The sequence below is a fragment of the Azospirillum sp. NS33 genome, from assembly GCF_059703765.1.
In genome coordinates, this window is the sequence record NZ_BAAKJB010000001.1 from 420266 (window position 1) to 444130 (window position 23865).

The window sequence follows — 23865 nt, forward strand, 5'->3', positions numbered from 1 at the left end:
CGGTCAGGTCGCCAGGTCCACCAGGACCGGGACATGGTCCGACGGCTTGGGTTCCCAGCCGCGGGCCGCGCGCAGCACCGCGTGCCCGGTCAGCGCGCCGCGCAACGCCGGCGTCACCCACACGTGGTCGAGCCGCCGGCCCCGATCGGAGGCCGCCCAGTCCTTCGCGCGGTAGCTCCACCACGTGTACAGCTTTTCCGTGTCGGGAACGAAATGGCGGACGGCGTCGATCCAGCCGACGGAGTCCTGCATCGCCGTCAGCTTCTCCACCTCGACCGGGGTGTGCGAGACGACGTCGAGCAACTCCTTGTGGCTCCACACGTCGTTGACCAGGGGCGCGATGTTCAGGTCGCCCACCAGCACCATGGCCCGGTCGCCGGCGCGGTGGCTGGCCAGCCATTCGGTCATTTCGTCGACGAAACGCAGCTTGTGGGCGAATTTCGGGTTCTGGACCGGGTCCGGAACATCGCCGCCGGAGGGGATGTAGACGCTGTGCAGCTCGATCCCGCCGGGCAGGGTGGCCAGCACGTGGCGGCAATCCTCCTTGCCGCACCAGTGCTGGACGGCGCAGGCCTCCAGCGGCACCCGGGATAGGATGGCCACGCCGTTGTAGCCCTTCATCCCGTGCACGTGGGCATGGACGAACCCGCGGTCCGCCAGGGCCTTGAGGGGGAAGTCCCGGTCCACGACCTTGGTTTCCTGAAGGCAGACGACGTCGGGGGCGTGGTCGTCGATCAGCTTCAGGAGCAACTCCAGCCGCAGCCGGACGGAGTTGATGTTCCAGGTGACGATCCGCATCGCCGGGTTACCGCCCGGCGAGGCGCCGGGCGCCTCCTCGCGGATCGGATGGTCCGGCGGGCCGGGGGCGCGGCGGGGGAACGACGGCGGCCAACTCGGCCATGGGGGGCACTCCGGTTGCGATGTCCGAGCCCAAGACCTACCGGGGTGCGCGGCGCTTGCCAAGAGCGGCGCGGCGATGCGCGGGGCGCCGGTCCGCGCACGCTCGGAACAAAAGCGCCCGGTCTGGGGGAGACCGGGCGCCGGAAGCTCCCAGGTGGAGCCCGCGCGATGGCAGGGGAAACCGTCGCGGCGGGCGATCGTCGTCACAAGGGGCGACGGTCACTTCGTTCGAATCAGGTGGTCAGCTTTTTGCCGGCGGACCAATGCAACGAAGGAATATGTGTTATGCGAATCGCCTTGCCTGTGCTGTTCTAGCTGACAAATCCGCGGCGGCGCAGCATTTTAGCCGGGGAATGTCCCATGTCCATGAAACTTTGATGGTTTACCGGTGAACGACTCCGACCGTTCCTCGCCCGCCGACCGGCGGTCTCGCGGGCGAACCGGCAAGAACGGCAAGATGGGCTTGGGCCCGCTGCCGGGCCTTGTCGGCTACAATCTTCGCAAGGCACAGGTGGCGCTGTTCCAGAGCTTCCAGAACGCCGTGTCGCCGCACGACATCACGCCCGGCCAGTTCGGCGTGCTGATCATGATCAAGGAGAACGAGGGGCTCAGTCAGTCCGATCTCGGCGCTGCGGTGGGCATCGACCGTTCCACCATGGTCGCCGTGATCGACCGGCTGGAATCGCGCGGCCTGGTGATCCGGGCGCCGTCGCCCAACGACCGGCGCTCCTACGCGTTGCGCCTGTCCGACGAGGGCGACCGTCTGCTCGACGAGTTGATTCCGCGGGTCCAGGCCCATGACGACGCGATGGTCAAGGACCTCTCCGACGACGAGAAGGCCCGGTTCATCGACTTCCTGCAGCGGGTCGCCCGTTCCACCTGACGGTGGGGGGCGCCGCGGCGGCGGACCGCAACGGGCCGGCGATCACCGCCGGGCCGCGCGCTCGCGCGCGGCGGTGCCGAACGCCGCGAACAGCGCCGACGACAGCGCGTCGTCCTGAAAGCGCCACTCCGGGTGCCACTGCACCGCGACCGCGAAGGCGGGCGCGGCCGGCAGCCGCATGGCCTCGACGAGGCCGTCCGGGGCCGTCGCCTCGACCGTGAAGCCCGGCGCGATCCGGTCGATCCCCTGGCCGTGCAACGAGTTCACCATGACCTGCCCGGCGCCGGCGAGGGCCGAGAGCAGGCCGCCGGGGGTGAGGCGGACCGGGTGCGACGGGCCGTACTGCACCTCCGCCAGGTCGGAGTCCGGCTCGCGGTGGTCGTTCAGACCGGCGACCTCGTGGACCCGCTGGTGCAGCGTCCCGCCGAAGGCGACGTTCACCTCCTGCAGGCCGCGGCAGATCCCCAGGACGGGCACTCCCGCGGCGACCGCGGCGCGGATCAGCGGCAGGGTGGTGGCGTCGCGCTCCGCGTCGTGCAGGGTGCCCGCGGCGCTGGGCGCGCCGCCGTAGTGGCGGGGCTCCACGTTCGACTTGCTGCCGGTGACGAGCAGCCCGTCGAGACGGGCGACGAGATCCTCCAGGTCGAGGGCCGGGCCCAGCGCCGGGATCAGCAGGGGAAGTCCGCCGGCGCCGTCCGAGACGGCGCGGACGTATTTGTCGCCGGCGACGTGGAAGGGGTGAGGGCCCATCATGCGGGCGCACGCGGGAACGCCGATCAGCGGTTTCGGTGCGGAGCGCGGCATCAATCCCTCGCGGTGCGTCGTTGCGACGCACTATGCCGCACGCGCCGCCGTCGCGGAAGAGGGCCGGCGACGGCACACCCATGCGACCGCGGCATGCGGCCGAGCCGGCCATACCCGCCGTTGCGGCGGCCGGCGCGCCGTCACCGGGCGGAGGCCGGCGCCGCCCCGCCGGGCCCCTCCACGTGGCGCTGGCGCAGCCGCAGGGCGGTCATCAGGGTGAGCGTCCCGAAGACGATGGCGTAGGCGGCGATGCCCCAGACGATCGCCAGCAGCCCCAGCGTCGGCACGACCCAGAAGGCGGTGCCGAAGAGGATCGACACCGCTCCGGCGGCGCCCCAGATCCATCGGCCATGGCTGTCGCGCATCTGGAAGGCGCTCAGCAGCTCGGCCAGGCCGGTGATGGTGGCCCACACCGCGACCAGCCAGACCAGGGCGAAGACGCCCGCCATCGGCCACAGCACCGCCACGACCGCGGCGGCGAGGCTGACCGTCCCTTCCAGGACCAGAAGGTGCCAGCGGTGGTCGCGGCGCGCGGCGCGCAGCCCGGCCACCAGGGCGAAGACGCCGTCGACCGCCAGCCACGCGGCCAGCAGCATGGCCAGGGTGGCGACGGTGGCGCCGGGCATCACGGCGGCGATGAGGCCGAGGGCAACGGCCACACCCCCCCGCAACGCCATGGCCCACCAGTTGCGGGCCAGTCCGTCGTTCATCCCCTGAACCCGGACGGGATCGTCCACGACTCGGCTGATCATAGCGGTTCTCCCTCGTCTCTGGCTGCGGGGGCGGACCCCCACGAGCGTCAACAGGGCGGAACGCGAATGGTCATGGTCGCGGTAGGGCTATTCAATTGGCGAAACCGTCGCCTTCGGGCTTGCGGAAGTAGAAGAGGTCGCGATCGAGGGGCACCCCGAAACGCGGGTTGAGCAGACCGACCTGGGTGACCAGGCCCTGGGCGTCCAGCACCCTCCACTGGCGCAGCGACAGCGGCTGGTCCTCGAACACGAGGGTCAGCACGCCCTTGCCGGGGTCCTGGCTTTCCACCAGCGACACCTCCAGCACGCCCGGCGCCCGCAGGACGTCGACGACGGTGACGTCGTCCGACAGCCGGATGTCCTTGCGCAGGATGAAGTCGGCCAGGGTCGAGCCGATCGGCGTGTTGGACTGCTGCTTCATCTCGCTGTCCCAATAGAACAGCATCAGCCCGTCGGCGACGATGAAGTCCTTGACCGGCGGGTCGTACTCCAGCCGCATGCGGCCGGGACGCGAGAGGTAGAAGGTGCCGGTGACCTGCCGCCCGTCCGGGTTCACCTGGACGAACCGGGACTGCAGCGTGCCGACCTCGTTGAGGTAGCGTTCGATGCGGTCGAGCGCGGCGCGGTCCTCGGCGCCGAGCGCCGGCGGCTGAGGCGCGGCCGTCGCGGGTGGCGGAGGGCCCGCGAGCAGCGGGAGGAGGACGGCGGCGGCGAGGAGGATGCGGAACACGGCGTCTGCCAGGTGGCTGGAACGGTCGATGGCGTGCAGCGGAAATGGGAAGCCGGCGGCGTGGTTCCAAGGCCACTCTCGGGGGCACCGATTCCGTGCACCGGGAGGAGGCGGGACCGGCCCGCCCCGTCGTCCGTCCCGAGCGCTCCGCCCGCGGCCGGCCGGCCGCGGGCGGCGCGGCGCGCGGCTCCCCCTCCCCCCATCCGCACCGGGCCCGGGGAGGGGAGGGGAAGGACGCGGAAGAAGCGGAAGCGGACGGGCCTACTGGGCCGCGTCGCCGTCGCTCTTCTTGGTCAGGTCCTCGCCGGTGGCCTGGTCGACCTGCTTCATCGACAGCTTGACCTTGCCGCGGTCGTCGAAGCCGATGACCTTGACCTTCACCTCGTCACCCTGCTTGACCACGTCCGCCACCTTGCCGACCCGCTGCTGGGCGAGTTCGGAGATGTGCACCAGGCCGTCGCGCGAGCCGAGGAAGTTCACGAAGGCGCCGAAATCGACCACCTTCACGACCTTGCCGGTGTAGACCACGTTCATCTCCGGCTCGGCGACGATGCCCTTGATCCAGTCGATCGCGGCCTGGGCGGCCTTGGTGTCGACCGCGGCCACCTTCACCGTGCCGTCGTCCTCGATGTCGATCTTGGCGCCGGTCTGCTCGACGATCTCGCGGATCACCTTGCCGCCGGAGCCGATGACGTCGCGGATCTTCTCCTTGGGGATGTTGATGACGGTGATGCGCGGCGCGTTCTCGTTGACGGCGTCGCGGGCACCGCCGATGGCCTTGGCCATCTCGCCCAGGATGTGCAGGCGCCCGTCATGGGCCTGGCCAAGCGCGATCTTCATGATCTCCTCGGTGATCGAGGTGATCTTGATGTCCATCTGCAGCGCGGTCACGCCGGCCTCGGTGCCCGCCACCTTGAAGTCCATGTCGCCGAGATGGTCCTCGTCGCCCAGGATGTCGGAGAGCACGGCGAAGTCGCCGCCCTCCTTGATCAGGCCCATGGCGATGCCGGCCACCGGACGCGGCAGCGGCACGCCGGCGTCCATCATGGACAGCGACGAGCCGCACACCGTCGCCATCGACGACGAGCCGTTGGACTCCGTCACCTCCGACACCACGCGCAGGGTGTAGGGGAACTCCTCCTTCGTCGGCAGCAGCGGGTGGATGGCGCGCCACGCCAGCTTGCCGTGACCGATCTCGCGGCGGCCCGGCGAGCCCATGCGGCCGGCCTCGCCCACCGAATAGGGAGGAAAGTTGTAGTGGAGCATGAAGTGCTCCCGGTACTCGCCCTCGAGCGCGTCGATGATCTGCTCGTCCTGGCTGGTGCCCAGCGTGGTCACCACCAGCGCCTGGGTCTCGCCGCGGGTGAACAGGGCCGAGCCGTGGGCGCGCGGCAGCACGCCGACCTCCGACACGATGGGACGCACCGTCTTGGTGTCGCGGCCGTCGATGCGCTTGCCGGTCTTCAGAACGGCGCCGCGCAGGATGTCGCTCTCCAGCGCCTTGAACTGGGCGGCGATCGCGCCGGCGTCGAGCTCCTCGGCCAGCAGCGTCTCCATGGCCTTCTGCTTGGCCGCGGACAGCTTTTCGTGGCGGGTCTGCTTCACCGTCTCGGTGTAGGCGGCCTCCACGTCGGCGCCGATCACGGCGCGCAGACGGCCCTGCACGGCGGCGGCGTCATAGGCCGGCGGCGGGACGTCCCACGGCTCCTTGGCGCACTGCTCGGCCAGGTCGATGATGAGGTCGATGACCGGCTGGAAGTTCTTGTGCCCGAACATGACGGCGCCGAGCATGATCTCCTCGGACAGCTCCTTGGCCTCCGATTCGACCATCAGCACGCCCTCGCGGGTGCCGGCGACCATCAGGTCCAGAGCCGAGCCGTCGATGATGTCCATGGTCGGATTCAGCACGTACTGGCCGTCGACGTAGCCGACGCGCGCGGCGCCGATCGGGCCGAGGAACGGCACGCCGGAGATCGTCAGCGCCGCCGAGGTGCCGACCATGGCGACGACGTCGGCGTCGGTCTCAAGGTCGTGGCTCAGAACCGTGCAGATCACCTGGGTCTCGTTGCGGAACCCCTTGGCGAACAGCGGGCGGATCGGCCGGTCGATGAGGCGGCTGACCAGCGTCTCCTTCTCCGTCGGGCGTCCCTCCCGCTTGAAGAAGCCACCGGGGATCTTGCCCGCGGCGAAGGTCTTCTCCTGGTAGTTGACCGTCAGCGGGAAGAAATCGATGCCGGGCTTCGGCTGCTTGGCCGCGACCACGGTGCACAGCACCGTCGTCTCGCCATAGGTGGCGAGAACGGCGCCATCGGCCTGGCGCGCGATCTTGCCGGTCTCCAGCGTCAGCTTGCGCCCGCCCCAATCGATTTCTTTGCGGAAAACGTTGAACATTCGGCTGCTTCCTTCCATCCGACACCCGCCCCACCCGGATTGGCGGAACGGGTCGGGGGCGGCACTCCGGCCTGGCCCCCGTGAAACCTCCGGGGCGCGGCGGAGGCCGCGTCCCCATGAAACGCGGGTGCGCGGCCATGGCGGCCGGGCACCCCTGAAACATCAAGGGCCGGCCGCGGAGTCCGCGCACCGGCCCCGGAACGGGAGCGTGCCGATCAAACGAAAAACCCGCCCCGTCATGCGCGCCGTTCCCCGTGGCACCCATGGGTGCTGGGGGACGGCGGCAGGACGGAACGGGTTCACGGCAACCAAACCTTGCGCGACGATGACGACGTCAGCGGCGCAGCCCCAGACGCTCGATCAGGGTGGCGTAGCGGCCATGGTCGTTCTTCTTGAGATAGTCGAGAAGACGGCGACGCTGGCCGACCATCACGAGAAGGCCACGACGGGAGTGGAAATCCTTCTTGTGGGTCTGAAGGTGCTCCGTCAGGTTGCGGATGCGCTCCGACAGAATGGCCACCTGCACCTCGGGCGAGCCGGTGTCGGCCTCGGCCCGGGCGTACTCCTTGATCAGCTCCTGCTTGCGCTCGGCAGTGATCGACATCGAGGTCTCCTGTGGAATCAGAGGTTGAGAACGCGCACCGGACGGACCTCCGCCCCCTCGACACGGGCCAACGCCACCGGCTTTCCGCCGAAAAGCGCAAGAAGGGCGCCATCCTCCCCAACGCCGCCGTGGAGCGCTGTCAGACGCTCGCGATCGGGCCGGGAAAGAAGCACCACCGATTGGCCGTGTCTCAGTCGGTGCGCTTCGGCTTCCGTCAAGGCCAGGGCCGGGATGTCGTCCAGCGCGGTCTCGATCGGCAGCAGAAGTCGTTCGACGGGCGCACCATGCTCCAACGTCAAGAGTTCGTCCAGGGAAATCGCCCCCTCCACGGTGAAGGGGCCGACCCTGGTGCGGCGCAGGGTGGCCACGTGCCCGACCGTTCCCAGCGCCTCGGCGAGGTCGCGGGCCAGCGACCGGACATAGGTGCCCTTGCCGCAATCCACCTCGAACTCGGCATGGTCGGCGTCGGGGGTGCCGACCAGGGCGAAGCGGTCGATGCGCACCGGCCGCGCCGCCAGGTCGACGGCGTCGCCCTCGCGGGCGATGGCGTAGGCGCGCTCTCCGTCCACCTTGAGGGCGCAGAACTGCGGCGGCACCTGCTCGATGGTGCCAAGGAACCGGGGCAGGGCGGCGGCGATCGCCGCCGCGTCGGGGCGGTGGTCGCTGGTCTGGATCACCTCGCCCTCGCGGTCGTCGGTGGTGCGGCGCACCCCCCAACGCACCGAAAAGCGGTAGGTCTTGGCCCCATCCATGACGTAGGACACGGTCTTGGTGGCCTCGCCCAGGGCGATCGGCAGGACGCCGGTGGCGAACGGGTCGAGGGTCCCGCCATGCCCCGCTTTTTCCGCATTCAGCGCCCCGCGCACCCGGCTCAACGCCTGGGTGGAGGTCAGGCCCTCGGGCTTGTCCAGCACCAGCCAGCCATGGATCGGCCGGCCCTTGCGCCTACGCGCCACGGCGGCCGTCCCCGTCGGGAGCGGCCTCGTCCGCCCCGTCGCCGCCCTCGAGCGGATCGTCGAGCGGGTCGTCGGACTCCTGGTCGTACTCGAATTCCTCCGCCGCCTCGTCCTCGTCCCCGTCGTCCTCCTGCTCGTCCCCGTCGTCGTCCCCGTCGCCGTTGACGCGGTCGGGCAGGAGGTCGCGGGCCACCGCCGGGCTGTGCAGAATGGTGCCGATGCGCCCGGCGTACTCGAACGAGGTGTCGGCCTCGAAGCCCAGGGTCGGCGCGTGGCGCAGGTTCACCCCGCGGGCGACCTGGCCGCGCAGGAACGGGGCCGCCCGCCGCAGGGCACCCAGCGCCTCCTCCATCGGACCGCCACCAAGGGGGGTGACGAAGGCGGTGGCGTTCTTCAGGTCTGGGCTGATGCGCACCTCGGTCACGGTGACGTTCAGCCCGGCCAGCTCGGGGTCGTGGAAGTCGCCCCGCTGCAGGATCTCCGCCAGCGTGTGGCGCACTTCCTCACCGATCCGCAGCTGCCGCTGAGTCGGGGGTTTGCCGGCGCGCGTGGCGCCGCGATGCTTGCTCGCCATGGTCCTTGCTTTCGTATCTGCCGCCGACCGGAAACACCGGTGGCGGGCCCGAGGTTCGGCGCCGCCGGTGCCGCCCCACCACGGGGCGGCCCTCCGGACGCGGTTGTGCCGGGCGCCGCCGGCCCGCGTCCCGTCGGCGACGGGACACAGGCCGGTGGAGCCCGGCGCGACGGCGCCGTCCTCGGCGGAAGACGCGGCGTCGGGCGTCAGAGCGCCCGCGCCACCTCCTCGATTTCGAAGGCCTCGATGATGTCGCCGGCCTCGATGTTGTCGTAGTTCTCGAAGGCCATGCCGCACTCGTATCCCTCGCGCACGTCGCGGACTTCGTCCTTGAAGCGCTTGAGGGTCTTCAGCGTGCCCTCGTGGATCACCACGTTGTCGCGCAGCAGGCGCACCCCCGCACCGCGCTTGACGGTGCCCTGGGTGACCATGCAGCCCGCCACCTTGCCGACGCGGGTGATGTTGAACACCTCGCGGATCTCGGCGTAGCCGATGAAGCGCTCCCGCAGGGTCGGCGTCAGCATGCCGGTCAGCGCCGCCTTCACGTCGTCGATCACGTTGTAGATGATCGAGTAGTAGCGGATCTCGACGCTGTCGCGCTTTGCCAGGTCGCGGGCCTGCGGGTTGGCGCGGACGTTGAAGCCGATGATCATCGCGTTGGACGCGTTCGCCAGCGTGACGTCGGATTCGTTGATGGCGCCCACGGACGCGTGGAGCACCCGCACCTTGACCTCGGTGTTCTCCGCCGTGAGCTTCTCCAGCGAGCTGGAGATGGCCTCGATGGAGCCCTGCACGTCGCCCTTGATGACGACCGGCAGCTCCTTGGCCTCGCCGGCCTGGATGCGGTTGAACATGTCCTGGAGCGAGCCGCGGGCGGTCGCCGCGTTGGCCGCTTCGCGCTTCTTGCGCTGGCGGAACTCGGCGATCTCGCGGGCCCGCGCCTCGGTGTCGACGACGGTGAAGTCGTCGCCGGCCATCGGCGTGCCGTTGAGACCCAACACCTCCACCGGCGTGGCCGGCCCGGCGTCCATGACGTTCTGGCCACGGTCGTTGACCAGCGCGCGCACCCGGCCCCACTCGGCGCCGGTGACGAAGACGTCGCCCACCTTCAACGTGCCACGCTGCACCAGAACGGTGGCGACCGAGCCGCGGCCGCGCTCCAGCTTGGCCTCGACCACCACGCCCTCGGCGGTGCGGCCGGGGTTGGCCTTCAGCTCCAGGATCTCGGCCTGCAGGAGGATGGCCTCCTCCAGCTTCTCCAGGTTCATCTTGGCCTTGGCCGACACCGGCACGTCGAGCACGTCGCCGCCCATGTCCTCGACCACCAGCTCGTACTGCAGAAGCTCCTGGCGGACGCGGTCCGGGTTGGCGTCGGGCAGGTCGATCTTGTTGATCGCCACGATGATCGGCACCTTGGCCGCCTTCGCGTGGTGGATCGCCTCGATGGTCTGCGGCATGACGCCGTCGTTGGCGGCCACCACCAGCACCACCACGTCGGTGACGTTGGCGCCGCGCGCGCGCATCTCGGTGAAGGCGGCGTGGCCCGGCGTGTCGATGAAGGTGATCTTCGCGCCGGAGTGGAGCTGAACCTGGTAGGCACCGATGTGCTGGGTGATGCCGCCGGCCTCGCCCGAGACCACGTCGGTCTGGCGGAGCGAGTCCAGCAGCGAGGTCTTGCCGTGGTCGACGTGGCCCATGATGGTCACCACCGGCGGACGCGACACCAGCTGCTCGGCCACATCCTCCTCGCCGCGCATGCCCAGCTCCACATCGGCCTCCGAAACGCGGCGCACGCGGTGGCCGAACTCGTTGATGAGAAGCTCGGCGGTGTCGGCGTCGATGGTCTGGTTGATGGTCGCCATCACCCCCATGCGCATCAGCGCCTTGATCACGTCGGCCCCGCGCTCGGCCATGCGGTTGGCCAGCTCCTGCACGGTGATGACCTCGGGCAGGACGACGTCGCGGGTGACCTTCTGGGTGTCCTGGCGCATCAGCATGCGCTGACGCTCGCGTTCCCGGGCACGGCGCACCGCCGCGAGGCTGCGGCCGCGGCCGCCCTCGTCGTCGTTGAGCGCCTGGGTCACCGTCATCTTGCCGCCGCGGCGGCGGTCGGCGCCGGCCGGCGCCGGCTTGCGCGGGGCCGGTGCCGGTGCCTTGCTGGCGGTCTTGCCACCGCCACGCCCACCACGGCCGCGCCCGTCATCCTCGTCGGGCGTGGCGGCGGGTGCGGCGAAGCGGGGACCCGGCGCGCCGGGCGCCGCAGGACGCACCGCGGCCGGTTCGGCGGTGCGCGGTGCACCGGCGGCCGGGCGCCGCGGCTCGTCGTCGCGGCGGCGCGGCTCGTCGGCCTTGCGGGCGTCCTCGGCCTCCTTGCGCTTGGCCTCCTCGTCTTTGCGGCGGCGCTCGGCCTCGTCCTCCTTGCGCTTCTCATCCTCCTGGATGCGGCGCAGCTCCTCCATTTCCCGCTGGCGCAGGGTCTCGGCGTCGAGAACCTCCGGCTCCTCGGGCTCCACCACCTCGGGAAGCGTCGCCGCGAGCGCGGCCGCCTCCTCGCGGGCAATGGCGTCCTCCTCCTCCTGGATGCGCCGCTGCTCCTCCTCGTGCACGGCGCCGCGCAACGCCCGCATACGGGCGTCACGCTCCTCCTTGGTCAGCTGGCGCACACCGCCGCCGCCGCCGCGCGCCGGACGGCCACCGCCGCCGCCGCCGCGGATCGGCAGGCCCTGGGCGGCCTGGCGCGCGGCGGCACCGCCGTCGGCCACGCCGGGCAGGGCGCCCTTCTCCACGGTTCGCTTGCGCTTGACCTCGACGGTCACGGTTTTCGACCGGCCATGGGAAAAGCTTTGCCGGACCGTGGTGTCGACCGGCTTCTTCAGCTCCAGTTTCCCCTTGCCGGAGCCGGAGAGGTGCAAGACTTTCTTTTGGTCCTGGTCGTTGCTATCGGTCATCGGTTCCGGAATGTTGGATCGTTAGTTGCCACGGCCGCCCGGCCCCGCGCCGGCGACGGAAGGAACGACGGCCGGGTCGGCGATGCCGCGCAGCCGTGCCGCGTCGCGAGCCAGCCCATCGGCCAGCTTGCCGCGGGCGACCACGGCGTGCACCGCGTGTTCCCGTCCAAGCGCCGCAGCAAGCGCTGCGGAATTGAAGAGGTCAACCACCGGCAGGGCCGGGGCCAACGCATGGATTTTGCCGCGCTGGTCGGGCGACCCGTCGCTGGCCTCGAGAAGGAGGCCAGGCGGGATGCCGGGACGGCCGATGCGGCCGCCTTTCAGCGCCTCGCGGACTTTTTCGAAGCCGGTCACGGCCTGCCCGGCGCGGCGCGCCAGACCTATGGTGTCGAGACAGCGGCGTTCCAGAAGAGCGACCAGCCGGGCCGTGAGATCGGCAGGCGGGCGGGCGGCGCGACGCGCCGCCTTGGCGAATATGTTGCGGGCGAGCGCTTTTTCAAGCAGCGGCCGCTCGGCGGTCACCCACAAGCCACGGCCGGGCAGGCGCTCCTCCAGATCCGGCACGACCTCCCCGTCCGGCGCGACCGCGAAGCGGATCATGCCGTCCTTGGGCCCGACCGTGCCCGTGACGATGCAGCGGCGCTGCGGACCCCGTTCCTGATCGGCGGGGTCCACGGCCGTGCCCGTCTCCGGGTGCCGGGTGTCCGTGTCGGTCGCGTCGTTCAGCCCTGCCATCCGCTCGGTGTTGCCTCCGAAGATCTGATGTGTCCCGGTCCGTGGACACGGGCGTCAGCCCTGTGCCGCCGGCTCGCCGCCGGCGGCATCGGGTGCGTTCTCGCCGCCCTCGCTCTCGAACCAGTGAGCGCGCGCGGCCATGATGATGGTGTTCGCCTCCTCCTCGGAGGGTGCGTCCTTGCCCAGGATGTCGCGCAGCTCGTCACCGGCCAGGTCGGCCAGGTCGTCGATGGTCTTGACGCCGTTCTCGCCCAGCCTGACCAGCTGGGTGGGGGTGGCGCCGGTGAGCTCGGCGACCTCGTCGGTGACGCCCAGCTCCTGCCGGCGGGCGGTCATGATCTCGTCCTGCTCGGCCAGGAAGTGGAGCGCGCGCTGCTTCAGCTCGTTGGCGACGTCCTCGTCGAAGCCCTCGATCTCGGCGAGTTCCTCGGTGTCGACGAAGGCGATCTCCTCCACCGTGGTGAAGCCCTCGGCCACCAGGAGATGGGCGATCACGTCGTCGACGTCGAGTCCGTCGATGAACAGCTGGGAACGGGTGCGGAACTCCTCGGAGCGGCGCTCCGACTCCTCCTGCTCCGTCATGATGTCGATGTCCCAGCCCGTCAGCATGGTGGCGAGCCGGACGTTCTGGCCGCGCCGGCCGATGGCCAGCGACAGCTGGTCGTCGGGAACCACCACCTCGATGCGGCCGCCCTCCTCGTCGATCACCACCTTGGCGACCTCGGCGGGGGCCAGCGCGTTGACGACGAAGGTCGCCGGCTCCTGGGACCAGGGAATGATGTCGATCTTCTCGCCCTGCAGCTCGCCGACCACCGCCTGGACGCGGCTGCCGCGCATGCCGACGCAGGCGCCGACCGGGTCGATGGAGCTGTCCTTGGACACCACGGCGATCTTGGCCCGGCTGCCGGGGTCGCGGGCGACCGCCTTGATCTCGATGATGCCGTCGTAGATCTCCGGCACCTCCTGGTCGAACAGCTTGGCCATGAACATGGGGTGGGTGCGCGACAGGAAGATCTGCGGCCCCCGCGCCTCCTCGCGCACGTCGTAGATGTAGGCGCGCACGCGGTCGCCGTTCTTGAAGTGCTCACGCGGCAGCAGCTCGTCCCGGCGCAGGATCGCCTCGGCGCGGCCCAGGTCGACGGTGACGTTGCCGTACTCGACGCGCTTGACCAGGCCGTTCACGACCTCGCTGATGCGGTCCTTGTACTCGGTGAACTGGCGCTTGCGCTCGGCGTCGCGGACCTTCTGGACGATCACCTGCTTGGCCGTCTGGGCGGCGATGCGGCCGAAATCGATGGGCGGCAGGGGATCGATCAGGAACTCGCCGACGGCAACGCCCGGGCGCTTGCGCTGGGCGTAGGCCAGGGTCACCTGGGTGGCCTCGTTCTCGACCTCGTCGACCACCTCCAGGTAGCGGGCGAGCTGGATCTCCCCGGTCTTGCGGTCGATGCGGGCGCGGATGTCGTGCTCGTGGCCATACTTCGAGCGGCCAGCCTTCTGGATCGCCTGCTCCATCGCCTCCAGGACCTCGTCCCGGTCGATGTTCTTTTCGCGGGCGACCGCGTCAGCGACTTGCAGCAGTTCCATCCGTCACTCTTTCCCGAACATGTTCTTCTGGTACCCTGGAACCCGCTCCGCCGGCGGCGTCAGGCGTGCGGACCGCTGGCACGGATCAGGTCGTCCGTGATCACCAGCTTGGCCCGCTGGATGTTGTCGAAGGCGATGCCGGCCGGCCCGTGCTCGGTCTCGATCCGCACCTCGTCGCCGGCGACGCCGCGCAGCCGCCCCTTGAAGCGCTTGCGCCCATCGATGGCGATGCGGGCCTCCAGCTTGGCTTCGAATCCGGCGAACCGCTCGAAGTCCTTGAGCCGGGTGAGCGGCCGGTCGAGGCCGGGCGAGCTGACCTCCAGCGTGTAGGCACCGGCGATCGGATCCTCCACGTCGAGCAGCGCGGAGACGCCGCGGCTGATGTCGGCGCAATCCTCCACGGTCATCGGCGTGCCGTCGGCACGCTCGGCCATGATCTGAAGGATGGGATTCTGCGTCCCCGACAGCTGCACCCGCACGACCTCGTACCCCATGGCTTCGATCGAGGGGGTGACAATCTGTTCGATCCGACCGGTTGCGTCCATTCCACCAAGCCTGGCCCCGGAGCCGTTCCGGGGATTGCATACGCCAATAAACAAGAAGGTGGGCCAAAAAGCCCACCCGCAAAGCGCCTCGCCGGCCCGTTTTCACGGGCCGCCAAGTCGTATGGGATCTGGCGTGTGACTATAGACGTTCCGCCGCCGGCTGCAAGGGAATTATCCCCGGCCGCCGGGCGGCGCGACCATGGGGGGCGATGCGGCGGCCGACGCGGCGGCCGAACCGGTTGCCGAACCGGTTGCCGAGGCGGCGGTCCGCGGCCGGCGCACGAAGCGCAGGAAGGCGGGGCGGCGGCCCGCGGCGATCGCCTTCTCCTCGTAACGGGTGGGCGGCCAGTCGTCGGGGCGGACGCGCCAGTCCGCGGGCCGGCGCGCCGTCCACTCGAAGGCGGGGTGGCGCACGGTGTGCTCCAGCATCCAGCGCACCAGCCCCGCGTCGTCGCTGGCCAGCCGCAGCTCGGCGCCGTCCTTGAGCACGCGGGCCAGGGCGGCCAGGTTGGCCGGGCCGATGAAGCGGCGCTCCCAATGGCGCTTCTTGGGCCAGGGGTCGGCGAACAGCACGAAGCAGCGGCCGACGCTGGCGTCGGGCAGGGCGTCGAGCAGGGGGCGGGCGTCGTCGGGCAGGATCCGCACGTTGTCGAGCCCGGCGTCGTCGGCCAGGGTCAGCAGGCTGGCGACGCCGTTGACGAAGGGCTCGCAGCCGATCAGGCCGACGTCGCGGTGGTGCTCGGCCTGCCAGGCCAGGTGATGGCCGCCGCCGAATCCGACCTCCAGCCAGACGTCGCGCAGGGGCCGGTCGAACAGGGCGAAGGGATCGAGCGTCGCGCCGGGGGCCGGCACCGGGATCTCCAGACGCGGCAGCAGGGTGTCCAGCAGTTCGGTGCGCCGCCGGCGCAGCGGGCGTCCCTTGCGGCGTCCGTAGAGGCGGCGGCCGGTGTCATCGGAGCGGTCGGTCATGGCGGGGAGGGGGCCTGAAAAACGAAAGCAGGGGCCGTGAGGCCCCTGCCGGTGGTCGGGTGCGGGAACGCCGGCCGGCGGGGCCGGTCAGAAGAAGGCGGCGCGCAGGTCGCCGGCCAGGTCGGTCCTCTCCCAGGAGAAGCCGCCGTCGACCTCGGCGTCGCGGCCGAAATGGCCGTAGGCCGCGGTGCGCGCGTAGATCGGCTTGTTGAGGCCGAGATGGGTGCGGATGCCCCGCGGGCTCAGGTTCATGAGCTGCTGGAGCACGTCCGACAGGCGGTCCTCGTCGACCTGGCCGGTGCCATGGGTGTCGATGTAGACCGACAGCGGCTTCGACACGCCGATGGCGTAGGACAGCTGGATGGTGCAGCGGTCGGCCAGCTCGGCCGCCACCACGTTCTTGGCGAGGTAGCGGGCGGCGTAGGCGGCGGAGCGGTCGACCTTCGTCGGGTCCTTGCCCGAAAAGGCGCCGCCGCCGTGGGGCGCGGCACCGCCGTAGGTGTCGACGATGATCTTGCGCCCGGTCAGTCCGGCGTCGCCGTCCGGGCCGCCGATGACGAAGCGGCCCGTGGGGTTGACGTAGAAGAGGTCCTCGCCGCACATCCAGCCCTCGGGCAGGCAGTTGACGACGTGCGGCCGCACGATCTCGCGCACCGCGTCCTGGTCGACCCCGTCGCCGTGCTGCGTCGACACCACCACCGAGGTGGCGCCCACCGGCTGGCCGTCGACGTATCGCAGGGTCACCTGGCTCTTGGCGTCCGGACCCAGGATCGGCGAGGCGCCGGAGTGGCGCGCCTCGGCCAGCGACTTGAGGATGGCGTGGGCGTAGTAGATCGGCGCCGGCATCAGGGCCGGGGTCTCGCGGCAGGCGTAGCCGAACATGATGCCCTGGTCGCCCGCACCCTCGTCCTTGTTGCCGGCGGCGTCGACGCCGATGGCGATGTCGGCGGACTGGGCGTGGACCAGGCACTTGACGTCCATCGTCTCCCAGTGGAACCCGTCCTGCTCGTAGCCGATGTCCTTCACGGCGTGGCGCGCCACCTCGACCAGCATGTCGGGGGTGATGCTCTCCGGACCCCGCACCTCGCCCGCCAGGACGATCTGGTTGGTGGTGGCCAGCGTCTCGACGGCGACGCGGGCCTGCGGCTCGTGCGACAGGTAGAGGTCGACGATGGCATCGGAGATGCGGTCGCACACCTTGTCCGGATGACCTTCGGACACGGACTCGCTGGTGAAGACATAGTTTTTCTTGGCCACGGGAAACCTCGGCTGTTCCAAGGGGAGCATTCGACACGATCGGTGTGCGCCGTACCGTCCATCGAATGCGGTATTTGACAAGGTTTTCCGGTCGGGTCAAGCGAAGTCGCGCGGCGCGTGGCAGCACCCTGGTCGCAACGAAGACGGGCGCGTCCCGCAGGGGACGCGCCCGATTCGTCACGCCGCCGTGGGCCGCCGCGTCACTCCGCGGTTTCGGTCCCGGCGTTGGCCACGGCCTTGGTCAGCTCAAACAACCGCTTGCGCACCGACGGATCGGTGATGCGGTAGTAGGCGCGCACCAGCTCCAGCGTCTCGCGCTTGGCCATGGGGTCGGGCTCGTAGACGCCGACGGGCTCATCGTTCTCGCCGTCCTCGATGGGCGCGTCGTTGGCGCTGGCCGGCATGTCGTCGAAGAAGAACGACACCGGCACATCAAGCACAGTGCTGAGCTTGTAGAGGCGGGAGGCGCCGATGCGGTTGGCGCCCCGCTCGTACTTCTGCACCTGCTGGAACGTCAGACCGATCGCCTCGCCCAGCTTCTCCTGGCTCATGCCGAGGAGCGTCCGGCGGAGCCGGACACGGGAGCCGACGTGGACGTCGATCGGATTCGGCTTACCGGTCTTGGGCCGACCCGAAACACCCCGGCGGCCACGCGCTGCTGTCTGCATGCCAATTTCCCTGAAAACGTGTGACAACCCTTGTAGTGCATATCCTTGTATGCAGTCAAGTGCACCCGGCTGGGAGCTGTCATGTTCCCGATTGCAGGGATAATGGGTTGCGACCATGGTTGTGTCGAGAGAGTATCCCAAGCCCCAGACAACTCAGTAGCAGTACCCCGAACCCGAGATCGCCGAACCGGCCGTAGGGCGTCGGGTCCGCCAGCGCGGCGGGCAGGTCGGCGTCGAGGACGCCGCGCGTGCCGAGTGGCAGGCGCGCCGTCACCCGCCCATAGGGATCGACGACGCCGGAGATGCCGGTGTTGGCGTTGCGGACCAGCGGCACCCCTTCCTCCACGGCGCGCACCCGGGCGATGGCGAAATGCTGGTGGGGGCCGGCGGTGAGGCCGTACCACGCGTCGTTGGTGAGGTTCAGCAGCCACCACGGGCGGTCGGCGGGGTCCGCGACGGCGGCGGGGAAGATGACTTCGTAGCAGATCAGCGGGCTGACCGGCGGCAGCCCGGGCAGGCGCAGCGAGCGCGGGCCGGGGCCGGCCGAGAACTCCGCCCCGTTGCCGGCGATGGCGCCGACCGGCAGGTAGCGGCGCAGCGGCATGTACTCGCCGAACGGGACGAGGTGGAACTTGTCGTAGGCGGCGACGACGGCGCCGCTGCCATCGACCGCCACCAGGGCGTTGTAGAACCGGCGCCCGCCGTCCGCCGCCGCCTCCGCCCGCGGCGCTCCGGTGATGACCAGGCCGCCGGGCGGCACCACGGCGGCGACCGCGCCGCGGCGTGCCGCGTCGTTGGCCAGGAAGAAGGGAACCGCGGTTTCCGGCCAGATGATGTGGGTCGGCGCCGCGCCGCCGGAGGGCGGGGGCAGCGCCGAGAGGGCGAGGTGGCGCTGGAAATTGGTCTCGCGCTCCGCCGGGTCCCATTTCAGGCGCTGGTCCACCGCGGCCTGGACGAGGCGCAGCCGCACCCCCGGCACCGTGTCGCCGGCACCGGCGCCAAGGCGCAGGGCGCCCCAGGCGGCGATGCCGGCGAACAGCGCCAGCCCGGCCGCCACGGCGACCGCGGCGCGGCGCGGCCGGGCCGCCGGGTCGCCCAGGGCCGCCGGCAGGGCGGCGACCGCGACGGTGAGCAGGCTCAACCCGTAGATGCCGACCACCGAGGCGCCCTGCAGCACCGGCAGCACCCCGACCCAGCCGTAGCCGGTGAGGTTCCAGGGAAATCCGGTGAAGGCATGGCCGCGCAGCCACTCCGCCGCCGCCCACGCCGCGGCGAACAGCAGCGGCCGCGCCACGCCCCGTGCCGGCACCGACCAGGCCGCGAGCGCCGCGGCGCCGGTGAACAGGGACAGCAGCATCGGCAGGCCGGCCGCCGCCAGCGGCAGCGCCCACCAGAAGCGGTCGATGTCGGTGAACAGCGCGACGCTGACCCAGTAGAGGCCGAGGAGATGGTGGCCGAAGCCGAAGCACCAGCCCACCGCGAAGGCGCCGCGCCGGCTGCGCACGCCCTCCAGCAGCCACAGCAGCCCGGGGAAGGCCACCAGCAGCACCGGCACGGCGTTGGCCGGGGGCAGGGCGAAGGCGGCCAGCCCGCCGAGGGCCGCGGCCGCGGCCAGGCGCCGCCACCCGCTCAACCGCGCCAACCCGGCGGCCGCGCGGCGCAGCGGGTTCTGGTGACTGATCGCGTCGGCGGTGTGCACGCGGGGGTCCCTCCGCAACGGTTGGGTGGTGGCGCCGGGCATCAGATGGGGGGAACGTGGTGGTGTTGCGACACCGCGTGGCCGGCGCGCCGCGCGGTCACGGCGCCAGCAGCCCGCGCAGGCGGTAGAGCTCCTCCAGGGCGCGGCGCGGCGTCAGGTCGTCGAGGTCGAGGGTCCGCAGGGCCTGCTCCAGCGGCGACGGGCCGGTCCCGGTCGGCTCCGCCGCCCCCGCCCCCGCCGTGGCGACGGGCGGCGCGGGCGGGCGCTTCAGGGCGGCGCTGAACAGCGGCAGGTCGTCGGCGAGGCGGAGGATGGCGGCGTTCTGCTCGCCCGATTCCAGGATCTTCAGCACCTCGCCGGCGCGGCCCACCACCGCGTCGGGCAGGCCGGCCAGCTTGGCCACGTGGATGCCGTAGCTGCGGTCGGCGGCGCCCGCCGCGACCTCGTGCAGGAACACCACGTCGCCTTGCCACTCCTTGATCCGCATGGTGTGGCACGACAGCGCCGGCAGCTTGGCCGCCAGCATGGTCAGCTCGTGGTAGTGGGTGGCGAACAGGGCGCGGCAGCGGTTGACGTCGTGCAGGTGCTCCACGCAGGCCCAGGCGATGGACAGACCGTCGAAGGTTGCGGTGCCGCGGCCGATCTCGTCGAGGATCACCAGGGCGCGGCCCCCGGACTGGTTCAGGATCGCCGCGGTCTCCACCATCTCCACCATGAAGGTGGAACGGCCGCGGGCCAGGTCGTCGGCGGCGCCGACCCGGCTGAACAGGCGGTCGACCACGCCGATGCGGGCGTGCTCGGCGGGCACGAAGCTGCCGATCTGGGCGAGGATGGCGATCAGCGCGTTCTGGCGCAGGAAGGTCGACTTGCCCGCCATGTTGGGGCCGGTCAGCAGCCACAGCCGGTTGTCCGGCGCGAGGTCGCAGTCGTTGGCGACGAAGGGGCCGCCGCTGGCGGCGTCCAGCACCGCCTCCACCACCGGGTGGCGGCCGCCACGGATCGCAAAGGCCAGGCTGTCGTCCACCTGGGGCCGGGTGTAGCGCCGTTCCGCCGCCAGCTCGGCCAGGGCCAGGGCCACGTCCAGCGCGGCCAGCGCGCGGGCCGCCGCGGCCACCGCCTCGGCCTGGTCGATGACCGCCCGCACGAGGTGGTCGAACAGCTCCTGCTCGACCGCCAGGGCGCGGTCCGCCGCCTCGGAGATGCGGCGCTCCAGGTCCGACAGCTCCACCGTGCCGAAGCGCACCGCGTTGGCCATGGTCTGGCGGTGCAGGAAGGTTTCCCGTGCCGCCGCCGACATCAGCTTGTCGGCGTGCGCCGCGCCGACCTCGATGTGGTAGCCCAGCACGTTGTTGTGTTTGATCTTGAGGTTCGCGACCCCGGCGATGCCGGCGTACTTCGTCTGCAGGCCGGCGATCAGCCGGCGGCTCTCGTCGCGCAGGGTCAGCAGCTCGTCGAGCGCCACCGAATAGCCCGGCGCGATGAAGCCGCCGTCGCGCGCCAGGAGCGGCAGCGTCGAGGCGAGCGCCTCGCCCAGCAGCGCCACCAGCGCGGTGTGCTCTCCCAGGCCGCGGGCCACCCGCTGCAGCCCGTCGGGCAGCGGGGTCGTGGCGCCGCCCAGCAGCAGCGCCCGCGCCTCGCCGGCGCAGGCCAGCGCCTCGCGCACCGCGGCGAGGTCGCGGGGGCCGCCGCGGCCCAGGGTCAGCCGGCTCAACGACCGCTCCAGGTCGGGGCAGCGGCCGAGCACGGCGCGCAGGTCGAGGCGCTGCCGCTCCTCGGCGACGGCGAACGCCACCATGTCGAGGCGCCGGGCGATGGCCGGCGGTTCGGTCAGCGGGGCGGCGAGATGGCCGGCCAGCAGGCGCGCGCCGGCCCCGGTGACCGTGCGGTCGATGGTGGCCAGCAGGCTGCCGCGGCGCTCGCCGGTGAGGGTGCGGGTCAGCTCCAGGTTGCGCCGGGTGGCGGCGTCGATCTCCAGCACCGCACCCGGCATCACGCGGCGCGGCGGCGCCAGCCGCGGCACCCGGCCCTTCTGGGTCAGCTCCACATAGGCGACCAGCGCCCCGGCCGCCGCCACCTCGGCCCGGCCGAAACCGCCGAAGGCGTCGAGCGTGCCGACCCCGTAGAGGGCGTGCAGGCGCTGGCGGCCGTTCTCGCTGTCGAAGCGGGGGTTGGGCAGCACCGCCATGCGGCGTTTCCACTCCCCCCACAGCTCGAACAGCTCGGGCGCCTGGGCCAGCCGTTCGGGCACCAGCAGCTCCTGCGGGTCCAGGCGGCCGAGCGCGGCGGCCAGCCCGGCGCGCGTCAGCGGCTGCACCGCCAATTCGCCGGTCGACAGCTCCAGCCAGGCCAGGGCCACCGCGCCGCCGGTCTCGGCCACCGCCGCCAGCCAGTTGGAGGACCGCGCGTCGAGCAGGGACTCCTCGGTCAGCGTGCCCGGGGTGACGATCCGCACCACGCCCCGCTTCACCACCGACTTCGCGCCGCGCTTCTTCGCCTCGGCCGGGTCCTCCATCTGCTCGCAGATGGCGACGCGGAAGCCCTGGCGGATCAGGCGCTCCAGGTAGGATTCGTGGCTGTGCACCGGGACGCCGCACATCGGGATGTCGGCGCCCAGGTGCTGGCCGCGCTTGGTCAGCGCGATGTCCAGCGCCTGGGCCGCGGCCACGGCGTCGTCGAAGAACATCTCGTAGAAATCGCCCATCCGGTAGAACAGCAGGCAGTCGGGATGGGCCCGCTTGATCTCCAGGAACTGCGCCATCATCGGCGTGGCGCCGTCGGGTATGGCGGCCTCGGCCGGGAGGGCGGGGGTGGCGTCGGGTGCGAGTGCGTCGGACACGGGGGGCGGCGACCAGCAGCGGTTCGGGGAAGGGCGGCCCCGTCATATAGCACCCTCGCGCCGGCGGCGCACCGCCGGCGCGCCACCCCCCGGCTCCGGCGCCGGCGTCCGGTCGCGCGCCGCCCCCCGCGGCCACCATGCCGCACTTGCCGTCACCGCCGCGAAGGACAGAAGCGCCGCCACGCTCCCGGCCGCGTCCCAGAGCCATCCGAACAGCGGCGCACCCGCCGTCTGCCCGAGCGCGACCGTCAGGAAGGGAAGGCCGAGGCCGAAATCCGGGTGGTCGGGAAACAGCGTGATCCCCCACAACAGGAACGCACCGGTCGACACGATGTAGGCCACGCCGAACAGCCCCATGACGGCGAAGGCGCCCGTCGGCGCAAGGGCCGCCGCGGCCAGGCCGGTCAGCGCCAGCGCCATGGCGCACAGGGCGGAGCGGTGGACCGGACCGATGCCGAAGCGGGTGGTGAGAAGGCCGGTGCCCGCTCCGGCGAGGCCGGCTGCGCCGAGAACGATCCAGGCCAGGGCGATGGCCCCATCGGCCATCCCGAGATCATCGCGCAGGATGTTGGCCCCGAAGGTCCAGATCGCGGTGCTGGCGGCACCCATCAGGAACGCGCTGGCGCAAAGCCCCGCAACGCCCGGGCGGGCCCACGCGGCGCCGGACAGGGCGCCGGACAGGACCGCCGAAGGCCGTCCGCGGGGGCTCGGCGGCACGGCGAACCACAGCCAGATCGTGACCGCCGCGCCGGTCGCCGCGAAGAGGCCGTAAAGGCCGCGCCAGTCCCCGGCGACGGTGGCTGCGGCGACACCGGAGAGGATGATCCCGGCGGCCGTGCCGGCATTGATCGCGCCGTTCGCCGCCGGGCGGGCGCCGTCGTCGAGGCATCGCGCCACCGCGGCGGCCAGCGGCGGCGACGTCAGCCCCGTGCTCAGCCCCGCCAGTGCGATCGCGGGGCCGAGGCTCCAGCCCGACGACGCGACGGTGACCAGCGCCAGGCCGCCCGTCGCGGTCACACCGGCCAGCGCGGCGATGCGGCGGTCGCCGAGCCGCGGGCCCGCCAGGAACGCGGCGATGATGCCAAGGCAATAGGCTGCGAACGCGCCGCCCCCGATCCAGCCGGCCGCCGCCGCGCTCAACGAGAGGTCTTGGCGCAGATCCGGGAGCAGGAGCCCGTACGCGAAGCGGGCCAGACCATAGGTCAGCGCGGTGAGGGCAAACGCGGCGGCGACGAGATTGACCCGCCCGCCCATCACGCCCGGCCTCGGGCCAGGCTCACGAGAGCCTCGGCCCCGCGCTTGGCCGCGGCGACGACGGACACCCCGGACACGCTCGCCGCCGCCATGGCGCCCTCGAAAAGGACCCACACCTGGGTGGTGAGTTCGGCATCGGCATGGCCCAGCGCCGCCTCGACGCGTCGGGCGATCTCGCCTTCGAAGGCCCGCTTCTGGCGCTGCACGAGGCCGACGACGTCCGCGCTGGCTCCGGCGTATTCGCCGCGCGCGCGCAGCAGCATGCAGCCCTGCGCCCCGTGCTCGGCCAGCCAGTGCTGCAGCGCGTCGAACAGCTCGCCAATAGGGTCGGCGCCGTCGCGGTGGGCCTCCAGCCGGTCCATGAAGGCGCGGTGCCGGCGGTCCAGCACCGCGAGCACCAGCCCGTCGCGCGAGCCGAAGTGCTTGTAGAGCGTCCGCGTCGACGCGCCGCAGACGGCGAGGATGCCGTCGATGCCGATGCCTCGGAAGCCCTCCGCTTCGAACGCGAGAGTCGCTCCGGCGATCAGGGTGGTGCGCTTGTCCATGGCAGCGCATGTAAAGCGATCGTTTTACATGTCAATGGCGGCCGGCCGGCCAGCGTCGGGGACGGGTGCCCCGAACCGTGGAATGGCTGCCCCGAAACCGTGGGATGGGAACCGTCGTTCATGTTGCCGCAGGGGGCGATCACCGGCCCGTCCGCCGTGTTAAGCTGGGCGTCGCCCGAGCGCCGGCACCGCAACGCCGGCCGGAGCCAACGCGAAAAGGAGAGGAGC

Annotated in this window: 20 protein-coding genes; 1 reads left to right on the top strand and 19 read right to left on the bottom strand. The window is 71.5% G+C overall.

The window, feature by feature from the left end; translation table 11 throughout:
• Positions 1–3: 3 nt before the first annotated feature.
• A complete protein-coding gene (gene xth / locus AC6H2I_RS01970) occupies positions 4–798 on the bottom strand; it encodes an exodeoxyribonuclease III (protein WP_497498873.1) in 795 nt (264 codons plus the stop codon).
• 559 nt (positions 799–1357) lie between these two features.
• Between xth and AC6H2I_RS01975 the strand changes: the two genes are divergently transcribed.
• Positions 1358–1783, top strand: coding sequence for a MarR family winged helix-turn-helix transcriptional regulator (locus tag AC6H2I_RS01975; protein WP_497498874.1), 426 nt, complete (start codon positions 1358–1360; stop codon positions 1781–1783).
• Between the two features lie 42 nt (positions 1784–1825).
• On the opposite strand, the gene AC6H2I_RS01980 is transcribed toward AC6H2I_RS01975, so the two are convergent.
• From AC6H2I_RS01980 to AC6H2I_RS02065, 18 genes are all read right to left on the bottom strand, one after another.
• Positions 1826–2587, bottom strand: a complete 762-nt coding sequence (locus tag AC6H2I_RS01980) for a gamma-glutamyl-gamma-aminobutyrate hydrolase family protein (protein WP_497498875.1) — start codon at positions 2585–2587, stop codon at positions 1826–1828.
• Positions 2588–2727: 140 nt separating this feature from the next.
• Complete coding sequence (locus AC6H2I_RS01985; RefSeq protein WP_497498876.1) at positions 2728–3339, bottom strand: HdeD family acid-resistance protein; 612 nt, start codon at positions 3337–3339, stop codon at positions 2728–2730.
• A gap of 91 nt (positions 3340–3430) precedes the next feature.
• Complete coding sequence (locus tag AC6H2I_RS01990) at positions 3431–4069, bottom strand: LolA family protein (RefSeq protein WP_497498877.1); 639 nt, start codon at positions 4067–4069, stop codon at positions 3431–3433.
• A 261-nt stretch (positions 4070–4330) separates the two neighbouring features.
• Positions 4331–6460, bottom strand: a complete 2130-nt coding sequence (gene pnp / locus AC6H2I_RS01995; RefSeq protein ID WP_497498878.1) for a polyribonucleotide nucleotidyltransferase — start codon at positions 6458–6460, stop codon at positions 4331–4333.
• A gap of 334 nt (positions 6461–6794) precedes the next feature.
• Positions 6795–7064, bottom strand: coding sequence for a 30S ribosomal protein S15 (rpsO, locus tag AC6H2I_RS02000; protein ID WP_497498879.1), 270 nt, complete (start codon positions 7062–7064; stop codon positions 6795–6797).
• 17 nt (positions 7065–7081) lie between these two features.
• Entirely contained in the window at positions 7082–8020 is a 939-nt protein-coding gene (gene truB / locus AC6H2I_RS02005; RefSeq protein WP_497498880.1) for a tRNA pseudouridine(55) synthase TruB, read from the bottom strand.
• Complete coding sequence (rbfA, locus tag AC6H2I_RS02010) at positions 8010–8594, bottom strand: 30S ribosome-binding factor RbfA (protein ID WP_497498881.1); 585 nt, start codon at positions 8592–8594, stop codon at positions 8010–8012. Before rbfA ends, truB begins: the two co-directional genes overlap by 11 nt.
• A gap of 206 nt (positions 8595–8800) precedes the next feature.
• Positions 8801–11542 carry a translation initiation factor IF-2 gene (infB, locus tag AC6H2I_RS02015; RefSeq protein ID WP_497498882.1) on the bottom strand — a complete coding sequence of 914 codons (2742 nt, stop codon included), beginning with the start codon at positions 11540–11542 and terminating at the stop codon, positions 8801–8803.
• 21 nt (positions 11543–11563) lie between these two features.
• On the bottom strand, positions 11564–12277 hold the full coding sequence (locus tag AC6H2I_RS02020) for an RNA-binding protein (protein WP_497498883.1): 714 nt from the start codon (positions 12275–12277) through the stop codon (positions 11564–11566).
• Between the two features lie 54 nt (positions 12278–12331).
• On the bottom strand, positions 12332–13864 hold the full coding sequence (nusA, locus tag AC6H2I_RS02025) for a transcription termination factor NusA (protein WP_497498884.1): 1533 nt from the start codon (positions 13862–13864) through the stop codon (positions 12332–12334).
• Positions 13865–13923: 59 nt separating this feature from the next.
• Positions 13924–14409, bottom strand: a complete 486-nt coding sequence (gene rimP / locus AC6H2I_RS02030) for a ribosome maturation factor RimP (protein WP_497498885.1) — start codon at positions 14407–14409, stop codon at positions 13924–13926.
• A 171-nt stretch (positions 14410–14580) separates the two neighbouring features.
• Positions 14581–15378: a tRNA (guanine(46)-N(7))-methyltransferase TrmB gene (gene trmB / locus AC6H2I_RS02035; RefSeq protein WP_497498886.1), complete on the bottom strand. Its 798-nt coding sequence runs from the start codon at positions 15376–15378 to the stop codon at positions 14581–14583.
• 87 nt (positions 15379–15465) lie between these two features.
• On the bottom strand, positions 15466–16635 hold the full coding sequence (gene metK / locus AC6H2I_RS02040) for a methionine adenosyltransferase (RefSeq protein WP_497498887.1): 1170 nt from the start codon (positions 16633–16635) through the stop codon (positions 15466–15468).
• Between the two features lie 200 nt (positions 16636–16835).
• Positions 16836–17303 (bottom strand): helix-turn-helix domain-containing protein, encoded by a 468-nt coding sequence (locus AC6H2I_RS02045; RefSeq protein ID WP_497498888.1) that lies wholly within the window; start codon positions 17301–17303, stop codon positions 16836–16838.
• A gap of 79 nt (positions 17304–17382) precedes the next feature.
• Positions 17383–19002: an apolipoprotein N-acyltransferase gene (gene lnt, locus AC6H2I_RS02050; protein ID WP_497498889.1), complete on the bottom strand. Its 1620-nt coding sequence runs from the start codon at positions 19000–19002 to the stop codon at positions 17383–17385.
• 97 nt (positions 19003–19099) lie between these two features.
• Positions 19100–21763: a DNA mismatch repair protein MutS gene (mutS, locus tag AC6H2I_RS02055; RefSeq protein ID WP_497499007.1), complete on the bottom strand. Its 2664-nt coding sequence runs from the start codon at positions 21761–21763 to the stop codon at positions 19100–19102.
• Positions 21764–21880: 117 nt separating this feature from the next.
• Positions 21881–23092 carry an MFS transporter gene (locus AC6H2I_RS02060; protein ID WP_497498890.1) on the bottom strand — a complete coding sequence of 404 codons (1212 nt, stop codon included), beginning with the start codon at positions 23090–23092 and terminating at the stop codon, positions 21881–21883.
• On the bottom strand, positions 23092–23637 hold the full coding sequence (locus AC6H2I_RS02065; protein WP_497498891.1) for a TetR/AcrR family transcriptional regulator: 546 nt from the start codon (positions 23635–23637) through the stop codon (positions 23092–23094). The genes AC6H2I_RS02060 and AC6H2I_RS02065 overlap by 1 nt, the downstream gene beginning before the upstream one ends.
• Between the last annotated feature and the right edge of the window lie 228 nt (positions 23638–23865).

Excerpts from the sequence above, each read along its gene's own strand:
- xth (WP_497498873.1), bottom strand. The coding sequence starts at position 798 with ATGCGGATCGTCACCTGGAACATCAACTCCGTCCGGCTGCGGCTGGAG.
- AC6H2I_RS01975 (WP_497498874.1), top strand. The coding sequence starts at position 1,358 with ATGGGCTTGGGCCCGCTGCCGGGCCTTGTCGGCTACAATCTTCGCAAG.
- AC6H2I_RS01980 (WP_497498875.1), bottom strand. The coding sequence starts at position 2,587 with ATGCCGCGCTCCGCACCGAAACCGCTGATCGGCGTTCCCGCGTGCGCC.
- AC6H2I_RS01985 (WP_497498876.1), bottom strand. The coding sequence starts at position 3,339 with ATGATCAGCCGAGTCGTGGACGATCCCGTCCGGGTTCAGGGGATGAAC.
- pnp (WP_497498878.1), bottom strand. The coding sequence starts at position 6,460 with ATGTTCAACGTTTTCCGCAAAGAAATCGATTGGGGCGGGCGCAAGCTG.
- rpsO (WP_497498879.1), bottom strand. The coding sequence starts at position 7,064 with ATGTCGATCACTGCCGAGCGCAAGCAGGAGCTGATCAAGGAGTACGCC.
- rbfA (WP_497498881.1), bottom strand. The coding sequence starts at position 8,594 with ATGGCGAGCAAGCATCGCGGCGCCACGCGCGCCGGCAAACCCCCGACT.
- infB (WP_497498882.1), bottom strand. The coding sequence starts at position 11,542 with ATGACCGATAGCAACGACCAGGACCAAAAGAAAGTCTTGCACCTCTCC.
- AC6H2I_RS02020 (WP_497498883.1), bottom strand. The coding sequence starts at position 12,277 with ATGGCAGGGCTGAACGACGCGACCGACACGGACACCCGGCACCCGGAG.
- nusA (WP_497498884.1), bottom strand. The coding sequence starts at position 13,864 with ATGGAACTGCTGCAAGTCGCTGACGCGGTCGCCCGCGAAAAGAACATC.
- rimP (WP_497498885.1), bottom strand. The coding sequence starts at position 14,409 with ATGGACGCAACCGGTCGGATCGAACAGATTGTCACCCCCTCGATCGAA.
- trmB (WP_497498886.1), bottom strand. The coding sequence starts at position 15,378 with ATGACCGACCGCTCCGATGACACCGGCCGCCGCCTCTACGGACGCCGC.
- AC6H2I_RS02045 (WP_497498888.1), bottom strand. The coding sequence starts at position 17,303 with ATGCAGACAGCAGCGCGTGGCCGCCGGGGTGTTTCGGGTCGGCCCAAG.
- mutS (WP_497499007.1), bottom strand. The coding sequence starts at position 21,763 with ATGATGGCGCAGTTCCTGGAGATCAAGCGGGCCCATCCCGACTGCCTG.
- AC6H2I_RS02060 (WP_497498890.1), bottom strand. The coding sequence starts at position 23,092 with ATGGGCGGGCGGGTCAATCTCGTCGCCGCCGCGTTTGCCCTCACCGCG.
- AC6H2I_RS02065 (WP_497498891.1), bottom strand. The coding sequence starts at position 23,637 with ATGGACAAGCGCACCACCCTGATCGCCGGAGCGACTCTCGCGTTCGAA.